Below are 16,911 nucleotides of genomic sequence, written 5' to 3'. Positions count from 1 at the left end.
TCACATTTAACGACACACCCGGACCCCTGGGGCTCGGTCCGAATTGCTCACCGGCCGTCAGTCGATCACCCCGAATGTCCGCTTCGTCCGGTACCGACGGGCCGTCACCCGCGTTGTTCGAGGTCATCCCCCGAACGGGCGTAAGGACCTCGAATGCCTGGGATGACCTGCGACGCAGCGCTTGCCGGGCCTGATCGGGCGACCGGGCGGCGCGTTACCGGGGGCTGCCCGTCAGGAGCGCATAAGGCTGGAGTAGGGTTTGGCCCGCATAAGCATTCAAACCGTGCCCGTGGACGGGTCGCCGGAGGGGCTCACACTCCCCTCCCGGTGCGACGCGAAGGCGGGCGAGACTTCGGGAAGGCGCTACGTGAGTCCCAACGGCTCCGACCGCTCGCCGCGGCGCACGATGCGGCGGAAGCTGCCTCAGGCGCTGGCACTGGGCCTCGTCATCGCGACCGCCACCGGCTGCTCGGCCAACGACCTCCCCAGGCTTGGCCTCCCGAGTCCGGTCACGAAGGAAGGACCCATGGTCCTCCAGATGTGGCAGGGCTCCTGGATCGCGGCGCTGGTGGTCGGCGTACTGATGTGGGGTCTGATCATCTGGAGCGTGGTCTTCCACCGGCGCAAGCGCACCGGCGTGGAGATCCCCCCGCAGACCCGGTACAACGTGCCCATCGAGGCGCTCTACACCGCGGTCCCCATCATCATCGTCTCGGTCCTCTTCTACTTCGTCGCCCGCGACGAGGCGAAGCTGACGCATGTCTCCGCGAAGCCGCAGCACTACGTCAACGTGGTCGGTTTCCAGTGGAGCTGGGCGTTCAACTACGAGAACACCGAGACCCCCGACCCGGCCAACAAGGACGCCGCGTACGAAGTCGGTACGCCCAAGGACGTTCCGACGCTCTGGCTGCCGGTCAACGAGACGGTGCAGTTCCGGCTGACCTCTCGTGACGTGATCCACGACTTCTGGCCCGTCAACTTCATGATGAAGATGGACGTCGTGCCGGGCGTGGTGAACAAGTTCGAGGTCACCCCGACCGTCAAGGGCGACTACATGGGCAAGTGCGCCGAGCTCTGCGGCGTCGACCACTCGCGCATGCTGTTCAACGTCAAGGTCGTCGACCGCGCCGACTACGACAAGCACCTGGCCGACCTTCGCGCCAAGGGCCAGAACGGTGCGGTGCCTTCCGGCCTCATCAGCATGGGAAGTGAAGAGAAGTGACCATCCTCAACGAGCCCGCCGCGGCCGGCGGGGGCGCCGAGGCCGTCACGGTCGGGGCGCAGCGGACCCGCAAGCCGGGTTCGACCATCATCAAGTGGTTGACCACCACTGACCACAAGACGATCGGCACCCTGTACCTGGGCACGTCGTTCGCCTTCTTCCTGATCGGTGGCATCCTCGCCCTGGTCATGCGCGCCGAGCTGGCTCGTCCCGGGACCCAGATCCTGTCGAACGAGCAGTTCAACCAGGCGTTCACGATGCACGGCACGATCATGCTGCTGATGTTCGCGACCCCGCTGTTCGCGGGCTTCGCGAACTGGATCATGCCGCTCCAGATCGGCGCCCCGGACGTGGCCTTCCCGCGTCTGAACATGTTCGCGTACTGGCTGTACCTCTTCGGTTCGTCCATCGCGGTCTGCGGCTTCCTGACCCCGAACGGCGCCGCCGACTTCGGCTGGTTCGCCTACTCCCCGCTGTCGGACGCGGTGCACTCGCCCGGCGTCGGCGGCGACATGTGGATCATGGGTCTGGCCTTCTCCGGCTTCGGCACGATCCTCGGTGCGGTCAACTTCATCACCACGATCATCTGCATGCGCGCTCCGGGCATGACGATGTTCCGGATGTCGATCTTCGTCTGGAACGTCCTGCTGACCTCGGTGCTGGTCCTGCTGGCCTTCCCGGTGCTGGCCGCCGCGCTGTTCGCCCTGGAGGCGGACCGCAAGTTCGGGGCCCACGTCTTCGATCCCGCCAACGGCGGGGCGATGCTGTGGCAACACCTGTTCTGGTTCTTCGGCCACCCCGAGGTGTACATCATCGCGCTGCCGTTCTTCGGCATCGTGTCGGAGATCATCCCGGTCTTCAGCCGCAAGCCGATGTTCGGCTACTCCGGCCTGATCGCGGCCACCATCGGGATCGCCGGTCTGTCCGTGACGGTGTGGGCGCACCACATGTACGTCACCGGGCAGGTGCTGCTGCCGTTCTTCTCCTTCATGACCTTCCTGATCGCGGTCCCGACCGGTGTGAAGTTCTTCAACTGGGTCGGCACCATGTGGAAGGGCTCGCTGAGCTTCGAGACGCCGATGCTCTGGACGGTCGGCTTCCTGGTCACCTTCCTCTTCGGTGGTCTGACCGGTGTCCTGCTGGCCTCGCCGCCGATCGACTTCCACGTCTCGGACTCGTACTTCGTCGTCGCCCACTTCCACTACGTGGTCTTCGGCACCGTCGTCTTCGCGATGTTCGCCGGCTTCCACTTCTGGTGGCCGAAGATGACCGGCAAGATGCTGGACGAGCGCCTCGGCAAGATCACCTTCTGGACGCTGTTCTTCGGCTTCCACGCGACCTTCCTGGTGCAGCACTGGCTCGGCGCCGAGGGCATGCCCCGCCGCTACGCCGACTACCTGGCCTCGGACGGCTTCACCACGCTGAACACCGTCTCGACCATCGGCTCCTTCGTGCTCGGCCTGTCGATCCTGCCGTTCCTCTACAACGTCTGGAAGACCGCCAAGTACGGCGAGAAGGTCACCGCGGACGACCCGTGGGGCTTCGGCCGCTCCCTGGAGTGGGCGACCTCCTGCCCGCCGCCGCGGCACAACTTCCTCACCCTGCCCCGGATCCGCTCCGAATCCCCGGCCTTCGACCTCCACCACCCGGAGATCGCCGCGCTGGACTACCTGGAGAACCACGGCGAGCCGGCCAAGCACCTCGCGGGTGTGACCCCGGCGAAGTACGACGCCCCGAAGCTCAGCAAGGGCAAGCAGGAGGGTGACGCCTGATGAAGGAACAGGGAAAGATCTTCCTGGGCCTGTCGGTCTTCGTGCTGGCGATGGCCATCACGTACGGCCTGTGGACCAACAACGCGAAGGACGGCCCGGGCCTGGAGGCGGCGGGCACCACCGCGCTGTTCCTGGCCTTCGGCCTCTGCGCCTTCATCGGGTACTACCTCGCCTTCACCGCCCGCCGGGTGGACAGCGGCGCGGGTGACAACCCCGAGGCCGAGGTCGCGGACGACGCCGGCGAGCTGGGCTTCTTCGCCCCGCACAGCTGGCAGCCGCTCTCGCTGGCGCTCGGTGGCGCGCTGGCCTTCCTGGGCGTGATCTTCGGCTGGTGGCTGATGTTCTGGGCCGCCCCGATCATCCTGATCGGCATCTTCGGATGGGTCTTCGAGTTCTACCGGGGCGAGAACCAGAACCAGTAGGTTCCGCCTCAGGAGACAGGGCCGGTCCTCCCGAAAGGGGAGGACCGGCCCTGCTGCGTCCCGGGGGTGACCGACTCACTCCCCCGGGTGAACGCGGGGCCGCTCGGATGTCGCTCGTTCCAGGGTGTTCCTACGATCTGATCAATCGTACGAATCGTGCGAACCCCTCGGAGGCGGTCATGGCCGACAGGCGCGGAATCGCAGGCATCGGCAGTATCTCGCTGGCCCTGGCAGTACTGGCCCCGCTGGCCGCCTGCTCCTCCGGCGGGGACGAGGCCGCCGGGCCGCACCGGATCGACGCGGGCCCCCTCGTCCACCTCTCGGCCGAGGACAAGGCCGACCCCTCCAAGCCGGTCACCGTCACCGCGGTGGCGGGCAGCCGGCTCACCGACGTCACCGTGGTCGGCCCGGACGGCCGGGTGGTCGAGGGCAAGCTCGCCGACGACCAGCACAGCTGGCAGACCACCGGCCGGTTGAAGGCGAACACCGCGTACACCGTGCGGATCTCCGCCGACGACGGCCGGAACGGGCGCGGCGACACCACCCAGAACTTCTCCACCCTGGCCGCCCAGCGCCTGCTCACCGCCAAGCTCGGCCCGGACTCCTCGGGCAGCGGCGTCTACGGGGTGGGCCAGCCGCTCACCGTGCAGCTCTCCGAGCCGGTGAAGGACCCCCAGGCCCGCCAGGAGGTCGAACGGGCGCTGACCGTGACCTCCCAACCGGCCGTCACCGGCGCCTGGTACTGGGTGGACGACAAGAACCTGCACTTCCGCCCGGAGGACTACTGGCCGGCCGGCACGACCGTCTCGCTGGCCTTCGAGGGCACCGGCAGCCGGATCTCGGACGGCCTCTACGGCGGCGACCGCAGCGCACTGCGGCTGCGGATCGGCGCGCGGGTCGAGTCGGTGATCGACGCGGCCGCCCACGAACTCACCCTCAAGCGTGACGGCGAGACGGTCCGGAGCATCCCGGTCACCACCGGCAAGCCCGGCTTCGACACCCGCAACGGCATCAAGGTGGTGCTCGGCCAGGAGCGTTCCGTCCGGATGAACGGCGAGACGATCGGCATAGCGGCCGGCAGCTCCGAGGCGTACGACCTCGAGGTGCTGTGGGCCACCCGGGTGACCTGGAGCGGCGAGTACGTCCACGCGGCGCCCTGGTCGGTCGGCTCGCAGGGCTACGAGAACGTCAGCCACGGCTGTACCGGGATGAGCACCGACAACGCCAAGTGGTTCTACGACAACACCCGGGTGGGGGACCTGGTGACGGTGGTGAACAGCCGCGGCGCCACCATGGAGCCCTTCGGCAACGGCTTCGGGGACTGGAACGTCTCCTGGACGGACTGGGTCAAGCACAGCGCCCTCGGACAGCCCCTCAGCACCACCGTCCCGGCCGGCCAGGCCCCCGCCGCGGGGATGATGCGGCCCGAGGTGTAGGGCGTGTCTGACAATTCCCGCCGGGCGCGCGACGCCGGGGCACGCACCTCGCCGCGTTGTCGTCAGTCGCCGATGCTCCGCATGGACTCCCTCCTCCGCCTTGCGATGCACGCACCCCAACGCCGCGCGCTGATCCGACGCGAATTGTCAGACACGCCCTAGGGCACCTCCGGTGGTTCGGGAGGGCCCTCAGGCCTCCGGGTAGGCCAGGCCCAGGGCGGTGACCACGGCGGCCAGGGCGTCCGGGTGGGACAGGCCCAGCCGGTTCGCGCGTTCGGCGTACTCGGTGGCGGCCTCGGCGGCCAGCCGGTGGGCGGCGTCCCCGGCGGCCGCGATCAGGGTGCCGCGCCGGCCGTGGGTCTCCACCACGCCGTCCGCCTCCAGCTCCTTGTAGGCCCGGGCGACCGTTCCGGCGGCCAGCCCCAGCTCCTCGGCGAGGGCCCGGACGGTAGGCAGCCGCAGCCCGGTCGGCAGCGCGCCGGAGCGGGCCTGCTCGGCGATCTGGGCGCGGATCTGCTCGTACGGGGGAGTGGCGGCGGCGGGGTCGACGGACAGCTGCACGGGTGGCTCCTGGGGCGCGGCGGGTGCGGGGCTGGCAGATGGGGGCAAAGCCCGAGGGCCGCCGACCAGATGAACTCTGGTCAGCGGCCCTCGGGATGACGCGGGTGCGTACGGGATCAGTGGTGGCCGTGGCCGCTGGTGATCTCGTGGTGCTCCTCGGCGGTGGGCTTGGGGATCTGGCTGCCCTCGCCGTAGAAGCCGCGGGAGAGCTTGGCCCGGGTGCGGGTGAGCGCGCCGGCCTTGCGGGCCACGCCGTTCTCGTCCGTCTGGGCCGGCAGCTCGACCGGCTGGTTCTGCTCGTGCGCCGTGAGGGTGTGCAGGTCCTTCTGCGGCAGCTGGGCGTGCACCTCGATGAACTCACCGTGCGGCAGGCGCTTGATGACGCCGGTCTCGCGGCCGTGCAGCACCTTCTCCTTGTCACGGCGCTGGAGGCCGAGGCACCAGCGCTTGGTGACGATGAAGGTGATGACCGGCACCACGAAGAAGCCGGCGCGCACGAAGTAGGTGATCGAGTTGATCGACAGGTGCAGGTGGGTGGCGAACAGGTCGTTGCCACCACCGACCAGCAGCACCAGGTACAGGCTGATCCAGGCGGCACCCAGGGCGGTGCGGACCGGGGCGTTGCGCGGGCGGTCCAGGATGTGGTGCTCGCGCTTGTCGCCGGTGATCCAGCCCTCGATGAACGGGTAGACCGCGATCGCGACCAGGACCAGCGGGAAGATCATCAGCGGGACGAAGACACCCAGGTTCAGGGTGTGGCCCCACAGGCTGATCTCCCAGCCCGGCATGACGCGGATCAGACCCTCGGAGAAGCCCATGTACCAGTCGGGCTGGGCGTCGGTCGACACCTGGTCCGGACGGTACGGGCCGTACGCCCAGATCGGGTTGATCGTGGCGATCGCCGAGATGGCGGCGATGATGCCGAAGACCAGGAAGAAGAAGCCACCGGCCTTGGCCATGTAGACCGGCATCAGCGGCATGCCGACGACGTTCTTCTCGGTCTTGCCCGGGCCCGCCCACTGGGTGTGCTTGTGGTAGAAGACCAGGATCAGGTGCGCGACCAGCAGGCCGAGCATGATGCCCGGGATCAGCAGGACGTGGATGGTGAAGAACCGCGGCACGATGTCGTGGCCGGGGAACTCGCCCCCGAACAGGAACATCTGGATGTAGGTGCCGACCAGCGGGACCGCGAGGATCGCGCCTTCCATGAAGCGGATACCGGTGCCCGACAGCAGGTCGTCCGGCAGCGAGTAGCCGAAGAAGCCGTCGAACATGCCGAGGACCAGTAGCAGGAAGCCGAAGACCCAGTTGATCTCGCGCGGCTTGCGGAACGCGCCCGTGAAGAACACGCGCATCATGTGCACGAGCATCGCGGCCACGAAGACCAGGGCGGCCCAGTGGTGGATCTGGCGGATCAGCAGACCGCCGCGGATCTCGAAGCTGATGTCCACCGTCGAGGCGTACGCCTCGGACATCCCGATGCCCTTGAGCGGCACGTACGAGCCGTTGTAGACGACCTCGGCCATCGACGGCTTGAAGAACAGCGTCAGGTAGACACCGGTCAGGATGATGATGACGAAGGTGTAGAGGCAGATCTCGCCCAGCATGAAGGACCAGTGGTCCGGGAAGATCTTGCGCAGGTTGGCCTTGGCGAGGGAGTAGATCCCCAGCCGGCCGTCCGTCCAGTCAGCCGCGGACTCCCACTTGTTGGCGGGGTTCGCGCGCGTGCTGGAGGGCTTGGCGGCACCGGTCTTGGTGCTGCTCGCGCTACTCATCGAGCACGCTCCCAGAAGCTCGGGCCGACAGGCTTCTCGAAGTCGCCGGTGGCGACCAGGTTGCCCTTGTCGTCAGTGGTGATCTTCAGCTGCGGCAGCGGGTGGCCGGCCGGGCCGAAGATGACGCGCGCGCCGTCCGCCAGGTCGAAGGTCGACTGGTGGCAGGGGCAGAGCGCGTGGTGGGTCTGCTGCTCGTACAGGCTGATCGGGCAGCCGACGTGGGTGCAGATCTTGGAGTAGGCGAGGATGCCCTCGAAACCCAGCTCCTTGGACTTGTCGTCCTTGATGTCCTCCGGCGCGATGCGCACCAGCATCAGGGCGTCCTTGGCGATGCGCTGCTGGAAGTCCTCGTCGTGCGTGGTGAGGCCCTCCGGCATCGCGAAGGTCAGCGAGCCGATCACGAGGTCCTCGGGCTTCATCGGCTGCATGGTGCTCATGTTGACGAGCTGCAGCGGCTTGGCCGGGGTGGCCTCCTTCCAGCCCGTCTCCTGGAGCTTCTTCTCCGGCAGCGGGCCCAGGTCGCGGAGCAGGACCACGCCGGAGAGCGGGACCAGCGCCATCGACCCGATGAGGGTGTTGCGGATCATCTTGCGGCGGCCGAAGCCGGACTCGGCGGCACCGGTCTTGAACTGCTCGATGACGTCGTTGCGGACCTCGTCGGAGGCCTCGATCGGGTGACGCTCGGCGGGCAGCTCGACGTCCGACATCAGGGTGCGGGCCCAGTGGACCGCGCCCGCGCCGATCATGAACAGCGCGACGCCCAGGGTCAGGCCGAGCGCGAAGTTCAGCGCGCTGACGTGGCCCAGCGGGAAGATGTAGACGATCTTGTCCGGGTCGATCGCCACGTACGAGGCGATGAAGCCGATCGTCGCGAGCATCGAGACCACGAACATCAGCGAGACCTGACGCTCGGCCCGCTTGGCGGCCCGCTCGTCGATGTCGGTGCGACGGGGCTCGTGGGCCGGCAGGCCCGGGTCGGCGAACGGGTTGCCGTGGTCGGCCACCTCGCCGGCGGAGCCGTGCGGCTCCGGGAGCTTCTCTTCTGACATGTCGTGGCTCATGACTTCTTGGCCTTGGTGGTGTGGGCGGCGACCCAGATCGCGACCGCGATGAGCGTGCCGAGGCCGAAGATCCAGCCGAACAGACCCTCGGTCACCGGACCGAGGCTGCCCAGGGTGAGACCGCCGGGGTTGGGCTCATCGTTGGTGGTGTGGCGGACGAAGGCCACGATCTGCTTCTTCTGCTCCTCGGGCATGGTGCTGTCCGGGAACGACGGCATGTTCTGCGGGCCGGTCTGCATGGCCTCGTAGATGTGCTTGGCGTCCACGCCCTCCAGCGACGGGGCGTACTTGCCCTTCGTCAGGGCACCGCCCTGGCCGGCGAAGTTGTGGCACTGGGCGCAGTTGGTGCGGAACAGCTCGCCACCCTTGGAGATGTCGTCCGGGTTGGTCGAGGTGTACTGCTTCGCGTCCGGCGTGGTCGGGCCGGGGCCGAGCGACTGGACGAACGCGGCGAGCTGGTCGATCTCGCTCTGGCTGTAGATGGCCTTCTTGCGCGGCACCTGGGCACCGGGCTGCTGGGCCGGCATGCGACCGGTGCCGACCTGGAAGTCGACAGCGGCGGAGCCCACGCCGACCAGGCTCGGACCGTCACTGCTGCCCTGGCCGTTCAGGCCGTGGCAGGAGGAGCAGCCCACGGCGAAGAGCTTCTTGCCCTCATCGATCGCGAGCGACTGCGCGGCGACGTCGGCCTGCGCCTTGTCGGCGGGCGCGAACGCGGCGTACAGCCCCCCGGTTGCCGCCAGGGCGAGAAGTAGGACGACCAGCGCCGCCAATGGGTGGCGCCGTCGTGCGGAGAGCTTTTTCACGGAATAACCCCGGTGTCAGGATCTGGTCGACTGGTGGGTGCACCCGGCGGCCGGTCTGGCCGGCACGAGGTTGCCTGTCCAAGGCTGCGCGCGCGGTCGGTCGGTGGGAGCGTCGGCACCGGCAGAAGCGGCCCGTCGCCGGTGAGGGCGGGGGCCGCTGCCGGTGGCCAGCGACCTGATCAGCTGGTTACTTGATCAGGTAGATGGTCGCGAACAGGCCGATCCACACGACGTCGACGAAGTGCCAGTAGTAGGACACGACGATCGCGGCGGTGGCCTGCTCGTGCGTGAAGCGCTTGGCTGCGTACGTCCGTCCCAGGACTAGCAGGAAGGCGATCAGACCGCCCGTCACGTGCAGACCGTGGAAGCCGGTGGTCAGGTAGAACACCGTGCCGTACGGGTCCGAGGACAGCGAGAGGCCGTCGTTCTTGACCAGCTCGGTGTACTCGTAGACCTGTCCGCCGATGAAGATCGCGCCCATGAAGAACGTCAGGGCAAACCACCCGCGGAGCTTCTTCACATCACCGCGCTCGGCGGCGAACACGCCGAGCTGGCAGGTGAGCGAGGAGAGCACCAGGATCGTGGTGTTGACCGAGGAGAACGTCACGTTGAGGGCGTGCGCCTTCTCGGCCCAGAACTCGGCTCCCTTGACGGAGCGGAGCGTGAAGTACATCGCGAAGAGGGCCGCGAAGAACATCAGCTCGGAACTGAGCCAGACGATCGTTCCGACGCTGACCATGTTCGGTCGATTGACCGATCCGTGCGCGTGCCCGGTTTCTGTTGCTGTTGCTGTCGCCACGACGGACATTATGTCGGTCCCTTATTCCGTCTTCACGTCGGGGGGTGTCCCTCGGAGTGTCCGGTGCGTGCGGTATGCCCGCTTGACGGGCGACGGGGGGTCCGGACGGAGGCTGAGCAGCGGCGTGTCCCTTTTCTGACGGTTCCTCGGAGGGGCCCGCGACCCCGTTGCCCGGCGCGTCGTTGCACGGTCGGCCCAGTGCCGTGCCGTAGGGGGACGGGATGCCGCACGGCCGTCCGGGTGGACCGGGCGGGTCCGGGCGGGTCCGGGTGACGGGCCGTCCTCCGAGCGGGTGAGTCACGGGCGCGGCGGCTTGAGGGGGAACGTGCGCGAGGGGGACCGGCGACGGGGGAAACGGGAGTAGCATCCGGATCAGGTGAACGTGGTCCGGATCACACTTGAGGGAGCAGGGTCCATGGCGTACACGACCGACGAGACGCTCACCGTCCTCGTCTACAGCGACGACCGCAACACCCGCGAGCAGGTGCTGACGGCGCTCGGCCGTCGCCCTGCCGAGGATCTTCCGGAGCTGTCCTACCTCGAATGCGCGACCACCCCCGCGGTGCTCAAGGCGTTGGAGAAGGGCGGCGTCGACCTCTGCGTGCTGGACGGCGAGGCGGTGCCGGCCGGCGGCCTCGGCCTCGGGCGCCAGCTCAAGGACGAGATCTACGGGTGCCCGCCGGTGCTGGTGCTGATCGGCCGGCCGCAGGACTCCTGGCTCGCCGCCTGGAGCCGGGCCGATGCCGCGATCTCCCGCCCGGTCGACCCGGTGGCGCTGGCCGAGGCGGTCGCCACCCTGCTGCGGGCCCGGCTGGCCAAGCGGGCCCCGGCCACGCGTTGAGCGGTGCCGTCTCAGTACTGGAGATGAGGGCGCCGTAGGCGCCCCGCCGCTCGATAGGCTGGCTCCATCCGTACGGACGTCCCCCCTCGCGGGGGAACCGACAACAGCTGGAGTCAGCCATGGTGAACGTGAACCCTGCGAACGGTGGTACCGACCCCGCGCAGGTGGTCCGCACCTGGCCGGACCTCCTGGCGGCTCTGTTGAAGGGGGAGGACCTCGACCGCTCGTCCACCGCGTGGGCGATGGACCGGATCATGAGCGGCGAGGCGTCCCCCGTCCAGGTGGCCGGGTTCATGGTGGCGCTGCGGGCCAAGGGCGAGACGGTCGACGAGATCGCCGGCCTGGTGGACGCGATGTACGACCACGCCGAGCCGCTGGACATCCCCGGCCCGGCGGTCGACATCGTCGGTACCGGCGGGGACCGGGCGAAGACCGTCAACATCTCGACCATGTCGGCGATCGTCGCCGCGGCGGCCGGGGCCAAGGTGGTCAAGCACGGCAACCGGGCGGCCTCCTCCTCCAGCGGCTCCTCGGACGTGCTGGAGAAGCTCGGGGTGGCGCTGGACCTCTCCTCCCGGCGGGTGGCCCAGGTGGCCGAGGAGGTCGGGCTCACCTTCTGCTTCGCGGCGAAGTTCCACCCCTCGATGCGGCACGCCGCCACCGCGCGGCGCGACCTCGGGGTGCCCACCGCCTTCAACATCCTCGGCCCGCTGACCAACCCGGCGAGGGTCACCTCGCACGCGATCGGCTGCTTCGACACCCGGCTGGCCGGGCTGATCGCCGGGGTGCTCGCCCGGCGCGGGGCGACCGCGCTGGTGTTCCGCGGCGACGACGGGCTGGACGAGCTGACCATCACCACCACCTCGCGGGTCTGGCTGGTGCGCGACGGCGTGGTCACCGAGACCACCTTCGACCCGCGGGACGTCGGCATCGAGCTGGTCGGCATCGAGGCGCTGCGCGGGGCCGACGCCGCGTACAACGCCGAGGTCGCGCGCCGGCTGCTGGCCGGGGAGCGCGGGCCGGTGCGGGACGCCGTCCTGCTGAACACGGCGGCGGCGCTGGTCGCACTGGACCTGGGCGACGCCCCGCTGGCGGAGCAGCTCGCGGCGGGCATGGCGCGGGCGGCCGAGGCGATCGACTCCGGCCGGGCGCAGGACCTGCTGCGGCGTTGGTCGGAGGCCACCAGCCGGATCTGAGGCGGTAGTTGGGGCCCGTGCCGATTCGTCGGCACGGGCCCTTCGTGTCCGCCCCGATGTACCCGCCCCGAGCCGAAGGGGCGCGCCGGTGCCGAAAGTCGAGGAGCGACAAGCGAGATGGGGGTCCCCCCGGCCGGAGGCTGGGGGAGAGCGCGGGAGCGACGACCGTCGGCACCGGGTCCGAGCGCCCCGGAGGCGAGCGGGCGAAGACACAGTCCGGATGGTGGATGCCTGTTTGACCGTCCGACGTACCCGACCTAGAGTCTTCGCCAGGTCATGAGTGACAGCGTCAAGCCCCAGCTGGCTGTCCGGCAACCCTCCGTCCGTGGCGGGGTGCCCTGGGTGAGGACCGGGTCGCCGGGCAAGCCGTCCGCGCGACAAGCGCGGACACCGGACGATCTGCACTCCCGGGGTCCCTTACCCCGTGAAGGAGTGCATCCCCATGTCCCTCTCCCTCGGAACCACCGCCCCGCTCGCCGTCCTCGGCCACGACGTCGAGGTCCCGCTCGTCAGCGGTGAGAAGGTCGGCTACGCGGCGCTCGACTACGCGGCCAGCGCGCCGGCGCTCCAGCGGGTGTGGGACGACGTCGCCGCCTACGCCCCCTACTACGGCAGCGTGCACCGCGGCGCCGGCTACCTCTCCCAGCTGTCCACCGACCTGTTCGAGCAGAGCCGCCGGACCGTCGCCGAGTTCCTCGACCTGCGCGCGGGCGACCAGGTGGTCTTCACCCGCGCCACCACCGACTCGCTCAACCTGCTGGCCGCCGCCGTCCCGGCCGGCACCCGGGTGTTCGCCTTCGAGACCGAGCACCACGCCTCGCTGCTGCCGTGGGCGCACGCCGGGCTGGAGGTCGGCTACCTGCGGGCGCCGCGCTCGCGGGCCGAGGCGGTGGCCGCGCTGGAGGAGGCGCTGGCCGCGGCGCCGGAGGGCCCGAAGCTGCTGTGCGTCACCGGCGCCTCGAACGTGACCGGCGAGCTGTGGCCGGTCGCCGAACTGACCGGGACCGCGCACCGGTACGGCGCCCGGGTGGTGCTGGACGCCGCCCAGCTGGCCCCGCACCACCGGGTCTCGGTGCGCGAGCTGGGCGTCGACTGGATCGCCTTCTCCGGCCACAAGCTGTACGCGCCGTTCGGCGCCGGGGTGCTGGCCGGCCGCTCCGACTGGCTGGACGCGGCCGAGCCCTACCTGGCCGGCGGCGGGGCGACCCGGACGGTGGCCCGGGAGCTGGACGGCTCGGTGGCGGTGCAGTGGCACACCGGCCCGGCCCGGCACGAGGCCGGCTCGCCGAACGTCATCGGCGCCTACGCGATCGCCTCGGCCTGTCGGGCGCTCACCGAGGCCGGCTTCGACGCGCTGGAGGCCCGGGAGCGGGAGCTGGTCGAGCGGCTGACGGCGGGGCTGGCGGAGATCCCCGAGGTCCGGGTGCTGAACCTGTTCGGGGCGGGCTCGGCCCGGGTGGGCGTGCTGTCCTTCGTCGTCCGGGGCTGGAACAGCTCGCACTTCGCGGCCGCGCTGTCCGCCGAGTACGGCATCGGCGTGCGCGACGGACTGTTCTGCGCGCACCCGCTGGTGCGCACCCTGCTCGGTGACGAGGACTCGGCGCCCTCCGAGTGCGGGGCGCCCGAGCCCTCGCTGCCCGGTGAGCGCAGCCTGAACGCGATCCGGGTGAGCTTCGGGGCCGGCACGCCGGACGAGCACGTCGAGCGCTTCCTGGCCGCGGTCCGCGAGCTGGTCACGGACGGCGCGGCGTGGAACTACCGCAACGAGGGCGGCCGTTGCGTCGCCGACACGCGCCGCGCGGGCTGAGTCCTACTCGTCCAGGCCGAGGGCGAAGGCCGCTTCCAGGTCGTGCTGGGAGTAGGTGCGGAAGGCGATCTGGGTCTCCGTGTGGGCCACACCCGGGACCTTGTTGAGCCGGCCCGGGATGACCTCGGCCAGGTCGTCGTGGCGGCGCACCCGGACCATCGCCACCAGGTCGTATCCGCCGGTCACCGAGTACACCTCGCTGACGCCCTCGATCGCGGCGATGGCCTCGGCGATCTCGGGGATGCGGTCGACACTGGTCTTGATCAGGACGATGGCGGTGATCACAGTTCGGGCTCCTTGATGCGGGTGCGGCCAGCGTATCGGGCCTCAGCCGGGGCGTCTCGGGGGGTGGCCGACCACGGTGCAGGCGTACAGGAAGCCCGCGGAGAAGCCGATCACGTGCACCAGGTAGGCGACCCCGGGCCCGGCCGAGTGCACCGACCACCACTGCAGGGCGAACCAGAGGCCGAGCACCAGCCAGGCCGGGAAGCGCAGCGGGAGGAAGAGGAGCAGCGGGACGAGGGTGGTCACCCGGGCCCGCGGGTGGAAGCGCAGGTAGGCGCCGAGCACGGCGGAGATCGCGCCCGAGGCGCCGATCAGGACCCGGGTGGAGTCGGGCGCGTGCGACTCGGCGAGCGCGAAGCCGTACGAGGCGGTGCAGCCGGCGGCCAGGTAGAAGAGGAGGTACCTGGCCCGGCCGACCCGGCGTTCCACGGTCGGGCCGAAGACGTGCAGGAAGAGCAGGTTGCCCAGCAGGTGCAGCCAGCCGGCGTGCAGGAAGAGGCCGGTGAGGGCGGACACCGCCGGGTGCTTGCCCGGGGTGGGGGCGGCGGGGCAGCCGGGGACCGGGTCGGGGGCCTCGGCCAGCTGCCCGGCGGTCAGCGGGTGGCCGGTCAGCAGTTCGGCGGGGACGGCGCCCCAGCGCTGCTCGTACCGCTGCTCGGCGCAGATCCGGGTCTGGCCGGTGCCGTACAGGGGGTTGAGGCCGGCCGCCGGGCCGAGCAGGAAGACCAGGGTGTTGACCGCGATCAGGGCGTAGGTGACCGCCGGGGCGGGCAGCGCCGGGCGGCCGTCCCGCGCATCGGTGTGGTCGGGGGCCGTGAGCGCCATGCGGCCAAGCATCCCTCCGGGCGCGGCAGGTGACACGGCGGTTTACGGCAGGTGGACTACTGGGCCGTCCGGCGGGGCGGGACGGGCTCCGGTCATCTCGGCTGACCGGTGGTCCTGGTGGTTGCCCCAGGCAATAGGCTTGGGGCGGGCATTCCCGCCTCCCGCCGCCGACGCCGGGGCTCCGGGGGGAGCGCCTCGCCCGCCCAGGGACCAGCCGAGAGGACCCCCCGATGACCGTCGCCGCTCCGACCGCCGAGACGCGCTGGCGCTGCACGCTGTGCGGCAACCTCACCCGCTTCGACGTGACCCGCTCCGCGCGGGTGACCGAGTTCCTGCACTTCGACCTGGCCGGCGAATCCCGGGTCGAGGAGACCGAGGTGCACAGCGAGACCGTGGAGTCGGTGCGCTGCCGCTGGTGCAACGCGGTGGACCAGGTCGAGCTGGTGGCCCGTCCGGGTGCCGAGGGCGTGGAGGCCCCCGCCGCGCAGGGCTGACCCCGCCGGTGCGGTGGGCGGTGCGCGACGCCGCCGTCCACCGCACGGGACAATACAGACAAGACGCACGGAGCGTGACGACAGGGGCGGCCGCGGCCGCACCCGCTGGACCAGGATCGGAGCCGAGGACGTGGTGGACGCAGCGAGGGAGCCCGGCGAAGCGCAGGGGCTTCAGCCCGCTGCGCCGGCACCGGAGCCGGCCGCCGAGCCGGGCCCGTCCGAGACCGACCTCCCGGAGGGCCCCGGCGCGGCCCCGGCCGGTGCGGGTGCCGAGCGGGCGGCCGAGAAGCTGGACCGGCCGCTGCCCGAGGGGGTGCGCCGGCGGGTGGTCGGGCTGGCCTCGGACGCGCTGGGCGGGCTGCCGCCCGGGGAGCTGCCGCAGAGCCTGCGTCAGTACGTCAAGTTCACCCCCGCGCGGCGGGCCAAGTACGCGGCCACCGCGCTGGCGGCGGCGCTGGAGTCCGAGCCGGCCTTCCGGGTGCGGATAGCGGAGCGGCTGCGGCTGGGCCAGCCGGACCTGGTGAAGGCGCTGGAGTCGGGGACCGTCCCCGGCGCCGCCGATCCGATGGACGTCGCCGCCGCCGCCTACCTGGTGCGCTCGCCCGGCTGGAGCCGACTGGTCGCCGAGGCGGGCGAGGAGGCCGAGCGGGCCGGCGCCGAGGACGCGGCGGCGGAGGCCTCCCGGCTGGTGGAGAAGCTCCAGGCCGAGCTGGCCGAGGTGCGGGCCGCGGCGCGCGCGGACCTGGAGCGCCAGCGCGCGGAGTTCGAGGGCGTCCGGCGGGAGGCCGAGTCGCTGCGCAAGAAGGTGCGGTCGCTGGAGAGCGACACCCGGCGGGCGCAGGCCGAGACCCGGCGGGTGACCGGGGAGCTGGAGGCGGCGAGGGCGCAGGCCGCCGGGGAGCGCAGTGCGGCCGAGTCCGAGGCGCGGCGGCTGCGGCACCGGGTGTCCGAACTGGAGACCGCGGTCGAGCAGGGCCGCCGTTCGGCCCGGGAGGGCCGCAGCGTCGAGGACATGCGGCTGCGGCTGCTGCTGGACACCGTGCTGCAGTCGGCGCAGGGCCTGCAGCGGGAGCTGGCCCTGCCGGTCTCCCAGATCCGCCCGGCGGACCTGGTGGAGGCGGTGGTGCCGGGGGCGGCCTCGCCGCACGACGTGGCCCGGCGCGGCCTGGCCGAGGACGACCCGGCGCTGCTGGACCAGCTGCTGGCGATCCCGCAGGTGCACCTGGTGGTGGACGGCTACAACGTGACCAAGACCGGGTATCCGGCGCTGCCGCTGGAGCAGCAGCGGATCCGGCTGCTGGGCGGGCTGGCGATGCTGGCCCAGCGCACCCAGGCGGAGGTCACCTGTGTGTTCGACGGGCAGGACCTGGACGTACCGGTCATCATGGCGCCGCCGCGCGGGGTCCGGGTACGGTTCAGCCGGACCGGCGAGACCGCGGACGAGCTGATCCGCCGTCTGGTCCGGGCCGAGCCGCAGGGCCGTCCGGTGGTGGTGGTCTCCACCGACCGGGAGGTCGCGGAGGGCGTGCGGAAGGCGGGTGCGCGCCCGGTGGCCTCGGTGCTGCTGCTGAACCGGCTGGCCCGGCCCTGAGCTGGGGCCGGAGGCGGT

16 protein-coding genes and 1 riboswitch are annotated in these 16,911 nt (G+C 70.8%); of the genes, 9 read left to right on the top strand and 7 right to left on the bottom strand.

The features are described from left to right. Positions 1–367 precede the first annotated feature (367 nt). The 4 genes from coxB (at position 368) to ACIQWA_RS28930 (ending at position 4,852) form a co-directional block, all read left to right on the top strand. Positions 368–1,222 (top strand): cytochrome c oxidase subunit II, encoded by an 855-nt coding sequence (gene coxB / locus ACIQWA_RS28945; protein WP_360227928.1) that lies wholly within the window; start codon positions 368–370, stop codon positions 1,220–1,222. Then, a complete protein-coding gene (gene ctaD / locus ACIQWA_RS28940; RefSeq protein WP_402487483.1) occupies positions 1,219–2,994 on the top strand; it encodes a cytochrome c oxidase subunit I in 1,776 nt (591 codons plus the stop codon). The genes coxB and ctaD overlap by 4 nt, the downstream gene beginning before the upstream one ends. Next, positions 2,994–3,416: a cytochrome c oxidase subunit 4 gene (locus ACIQWA_RS28935; protein WP_360227923.1), complete on the top strand. Its 423-nt coding sequence runs from the start codon at positions 2,994–2,996 to the stop codon at positions 3,414–3,416. Before ctaD ends, ACIQWA_RS28935 begins: the two co-directional genes overlap by 1 nt. 179 nt (positions 3,417–3,595) lie before the next feature. Next, complete coding sequence (locus ACIQWA_RS28930) at positions 3,596–4,852, top strand: Ig-like domain-containing protein (RefSeq protein WP_402487481.1); 1,257 nt, start codon at positions 3,596–3,598, stop codon at positions 4,850–4,852. A gap of 189 nt (positions 4,853–5,041) precedes the next feature. Here ACIQWA_RS28930 and ACIQWA_RS28925 read toward each other — a convergent pair whose 3' ends face one another. From ACIQWA_RS28925 to ACIQWA_RS28905, 5 genes are all read right to left on the bottom strand, one after another. Continuing rightward, entirely contained in the window at positions 5,042–5,413 is a 372-nt protein-coding gene (locus ACIQWA_RS28925) for a GntR family transcriptional regulator (RefSeq protein WP_402487479.1), read from the bottom strand. A 116-nt stretch (positions 5,414–5,529) separates the two neighbouring features. Then, entirely contained in the window at positions 5,530–7,188 is a 1,659-nt protein-coding gene (locus ACIQWA_RS28920; RefSeq protein ID WP_360227915.1) for a ubiquinol-cytochrome c reductase cytochrome b subunit, read from the bottom strand. After that, the gene (locus ACIQWA_RS28915; protein ID WP_402487477.1) at positions 7,185–8,237 is read right to left on the bottom strand and encodes a Rieske 2Fe-2S domain-containing protein; all 1,053 of its coding nucleotides are present in this window, start codon (positions 8,235–8,237) and stop codon (positions 7,185–7,187) included. Before ACIQWA_RS28915 ends, ACIQWA_RS28920 begins: the two co-directional genes overlap by 4 nt. Before the next feature lie 8 nt (positions 8,238–8,245). Next, complete coding sequence (locus ACIQWA_RS28910; RefSeq protein ID WP_360227909.1) at positions 8,246–9,055, bottom strand: cytochrome c; 810 nt, start codon at positions 9,053–9,055, stop codon at positions 8,246–8,248. A 187-nt stretch (positions 9,056–9,242) separates the two neighbouring features. After that, complete coding sequence (locus ACIQWA_RS28905; RefSeq protein ID WP_360227907.1) at positions 9,243–9,863, bottom strand: heme-copper oxidase subunit III; 621 nt, start codon at positions 9,861–9,863, stop codon at positions 9,243–9,245. A gap of 406 nt (positions 9,864–10,269) precedes the next feature. Here ACIQWA_RS28905 and ACIQWA_RS28900 point away from each other — a divergent pair, with 406 nt between their 5' ends. The 3 genes from ACIQWA_RS28900 (at position 10,270) to ACIQWA_RS28890 (ending at position 13,698) form a co-directional block, all read left to right on the top strand. Beyond that, positions 10,270–10,695, top strand: coding sequence for a hypothetical protein (locus tag ACIQWA_RS28900; protein ID WP_188303996.1), 426 nt, complete (start codon positions 10,270–10,272; stop codon positions 10,693–10,695). 119 nt (positions 10,696–10,814) lie between these two features. Continuing rightward, the gene (trpD, locus tag ACIQWA_RS28895) at positions 10,815–11,891 is read left to right on the top strand and encodes an anthranilate phosphoribosyltransferase (RefSeq protein WP_402487474.1); all 1,077 of its coding nucleotides are present in this window, start codon (positions 10,815–10,817) and stop codon (positions 11,889–11,891) included. 272 nt (positions 11,892–12,163) lie between these two features. After that, positions 12,164–12,281, top strand: a riboswitch (SAM riboswitch). Between the two features lie 52 nt (positions 12,282–12,333). Continuing rightward, complete coding sequence (locus tag ACIQWA_RS28890; protein ID WP_402487473.1) at positions 12,334–13,698, top strand: aminotransferase class V-fold PLP-dependent enzyme; 1,365 nt, start codon at positions 12,334–12,336, stop codon at positions 13,696–13,698. A 3-nt stretch (positions 13,699–13,701) separates the two neighbouring features. Here the strand turns inward: ACIQWA_RS28890 and ACIQWA_RS28885 are convergent, their stop codons facing one another. Next, positions 13,702–13,983 (bottom strand): Lrp/AsnC ligand binding domain-containing protein, encoded by a 282-nt coding sequence (locus ACIQWA_RS28885; RefSeq protein WP_030240061.1) that lies wholly within the window; start codon positions 13,981–13,983, stop codon positions 13,702–13,704. A 42-nt stretch (positions 13,984–14,025) separates the two neighbouring features. After that, a complete protein-coding gene (locus tag ACIQWA_RS28880; RefSeq protein WP_360227896.1) occupies positions 14,026–14,808 on the bottom strand; it encodes a rhomboid family intramembrane serine protease in 783 nt (260 codons plus the stop codon). 230 nt (positions 14,809–15,038) lie between these two features. Between ACIQWA_RS28880 and ACIQWA_RS28875 the strand changes: the two genes are divergently transcribed. Both ACIQWA_RS28875 and ACIQWA_RS28870 read left to right on the top strand, forming a co-directional pair. Then, positions 15,039–15,302, top strand: coding sequence for a hypothetical protein (locus ACIQWA_RS28875; RefSeq protein WP_360227893.1), 264 nt, complete (start codon positions 15,039–15,041; stop codon positions 15,300–15,302). A 289-nt stretch (positions 15,303–15,591) separates the two neighbouring features. Continuing rightward, positions 15,592–16,893 carry an NYN domain-containing protein gene (locus ACIQWA_RS28870; protein ID WP_360228943.1) on the top strand — a complete coding sequence of 434 codons (1,302 nt, stop codon included), beginning with the start codon at positions 15,592–15,594 and terminating at the stop codon, positions 16,891–16,893. The last annotated feature ends 18 nt before the right edge of the window (positions 16,894–16,911 follow it).

This window comes from Kitasatospora sp. NPDC098652, from assembly GCF_044760155.1.
GTDB lineage: Bacteria > Actinomycetota > Actinomycetes > Streptomycetales > Streptomycetaceae > Kitasatospora.
The sequence above is the reverse complement of the archived record's forward strand: the minus strand, read 5'-3'. Positions and strand labels throughout refer to the sequence as shown.